The following is a 2,342-nucleotide window of genomic DNA, read 5'->3' as shown; positions in this document are numbered from 1 at the left end:
GTCGGTGCCGATGCCCAGGATGGTCGACGCGGTCAGGGTGGCCAGCGCGGTCGCGACCAGGCCGGCCGGGAAGGTGACCGCGCCGACGACGGCCGCCTTGGCCGTCAGCACCGCCCACCGCGCCGGCGTGGCCGCCAGGGTGGTGCGGATGCTGCCGGTGGCGAACTCGCCGGTGATGGCCAGGGCGGCCAGGGCGACCAGCCCGAACTGGCCAAGGGAGGCGCCGACCGCGGCCAGCTGGGTCGCCGGGGCCGGGTTGGGCTGGTCGTCGGTGGTGATGGCCCAGGCGGCCAGGGCGGCGATGGCGACGGTGACGACGACGGCCGCCAGCAGGCTGCCGTAGGTGGAGCGGACCGAGCGGAGCTTGGTCCATTCCGCGCCGAGGGTGCGGGCCAGCTGCATCGGCCAGCCGGTGCCGGCCGCCTGGGGGCGGCGGGCGGTGAGCGTTGTGGTGGTCACGTCATGCTCCTTGGGGTGTGAGCTGGCTGGTGCCGTAGTCGAGGTGGTGCTGGCTGAGCTCCATGTAGGCCTCCTCCAGGGAGGCGGACTGGAGGGTGAGCTCGTGCAGCCGGATGCCGCTGGTGTGGGCGACCTCGCCGACGTCGTCGGTGGTGAGGCCGACGACGGTCAGCACCGAGTCGGACTCCTGCCGGACGGTCTGGGCGGTCGGCGTCAGCAGGCGGCCCAGTTGGGCGGCCGCGGGGGTGCGGACCCGCACCACCGTGTGGGAGCTTGAGGCGATGACCTGGCCGATGGGCGCGTCGACGATCAGCCGGCCCCGGCCGATCACCACCAGGTGGTCGGCGGTGTCCTCCATCTCGCTCATCAGGTGGCTGGAGATGAACACGGTGCGTCCCTCGGCGGCGAGGTCCTTGACGAGCTGGCGGACCCAGCGGATGCCGTCGGGGTCCAGGCCGTTGACGGGCTCGTCGAAGAGCACGATGCCGGGGTCGCCGAGCAGGGCGGCGGCGATCCCCAGCCGCTGGCGCATCCCCAGCGAGTACGCGCCTGCCCGCCGTCCGGCGACCGTGTCCAGGCCGACCAGGCCGAGGACCTCCTCCACCCGGGACCTGGGGATTCCGTTGCTGCGGGCCAGGGCGCCCAGGTGGTCGTGGGCGCTGCGGCGCGGATGGACCGCGCCGGCGTCCAGCAGCGCCCCGACGACCCGCAGGGGCGCGCGCAGCTCCCGGTAGGGGCGGCCGTCGACCAGGGCCTGGCCGGCGGTGGGCCGGTCGAGGCCGAGGACCATCCGCATCGAGGTCGACTTGCCGGCGCCGTTGGGGCCCAGGAACCCGGTCACCTTGCCCGCCTGCACTCGAAACGACAGGTCGTCGACGGCAAGCGTTGGGCCGTACCGCTTGGTCAGCCCTTGCAGCTCGATCATGTAGGTTGCTCCTTGGGTATACGTGCGGGGTTGATCACTGCCGTCGTATGGGTTGGGTCAGGACGCCAGGCGGTCCGGGCTGCCCAGCTCTTGGTAGAGCCGGTGGGGCTGGTGGTCGATCAGGCCGAGCCGGGCCAGGGCGGCGACGATCCAGTCGTGCTTGGCCGTAGTGAAGGTCACCCTGTCAACCGGGCCGTGTTCCACGATGGCCCGCTTGAGGGCGGCGTAGCGGCGGCACAGGCGCCGGTCGGCGCGCAGTGCGTCCCGGAAGCCCCGCAGGGCGGCGACCTCGAGGCTACCGGCTGGGACCACATGCACGTGGACCCGGTACTCGGTCGCCCGGTGGCCGAAGGTGCCCCACAGCATGGGCCGGGTATAGCTGGGAACACGGCCGGAACCTGGAACTGGAAGCCGAGCTCGAGCAGGGCCCGGGTGATGGCCGGGATGTGGGCCGGCTCGGCAGCCAGGAGCAGGTCGATGCTGTTCTTGCCGGGAAGACCGGGCACCGCCGAGCTGCCCACGTGCTCGGCCGGGGTGGTCGGCCAGCGGGTGGCGATGAGGGCGCTCAAGCGCCTGGCCACCTCGGGGGCGGCCGGGTCGGCCCCATGGACCTCGACCAGCACATGCCGGTAGTCGCCGATCGGTGCTCCCTCGGGGTGACGGTTACTCAACTCGATCCCTCCAATTCGGTCCTGGATGGTTGCTGTCGCTTGGGTGCCCTGGATCAAGGCCGGCCCTGGAGGGGCGACCGGGGGCCGCCCTCCAGGTCGACGACACAGCTAAGGCGTTGGGACCGCGTGGGCTGTCGGCACAACTCGGGAATCGGCCTGGAGCCGCTGGACTCCAGAGGCCTTGAAGCCCTTGACCGTCAGGTAGATGCCGAGCGACAGCTCCCACACGAACTCCGGGGCCGTCGCGAGGTTCTTCAGCGCGGAGTCGGGCTCGATGACGCCGAACA

General features: G+C 72.1%; 3 protein-coding genes and 1 pseudogene. All 4 read right to left on the bottom strand.

Annotated elements, in window-relative coordinates:
- Positions 1 to 459: ABC transporter permease (locus VF468_30670; protein HEX5882650.1), on the bottom strand; the 459-nt coding region annotated here is incomplete at its 3' end.
- 1 nt (position 460) lies between these two features.
- A complete protein-coding gene (locus VF468_30665) occupies positions 461 to 1,384 on the bottom strand; it encodes an ABC transporter ATP-binding protein (GenBank protein HEX5882649.1) in 924 nt (307 codons plus the stop codon).
- A gap of 57 nt (positions 1,385 to 1,441) precedes the next feature.
- The gene (locus tag VF468_30660) at positions 1,442 to 1,750 is read right to left on the bottom strand and encodes a GrpB family protein (GenBank protein HEX5882648.1); all 309 of its coding nucleotides are present in this window, start codon (positions 1,748 to 1,750) and stop codon (positions 1,442 to 1,444) included.
- Positions 1,751 to 1,842: 92 nt separating this feature from the next.
- Positions 1,843 to 1,965: pseudogene (locus tag VF468_30655) on the bottom strand (GrpB family protein).
- Positions 1,966 to 2,342: the final 377 nt, after the last annotated feature.

The sequence above is a fragment of the Actinomycetota bacterium genome, from assembly GCA_036280995.1.
In the GTDB taxonomy this organism is placed as follows: Bacteria; Actinomycetota; CALGFH01; order CALGFH01; family CALGFH01; genus CALGFH01.
This window is presented reverse-complemented; position numbering and strand designations above follow the sequence as displayed.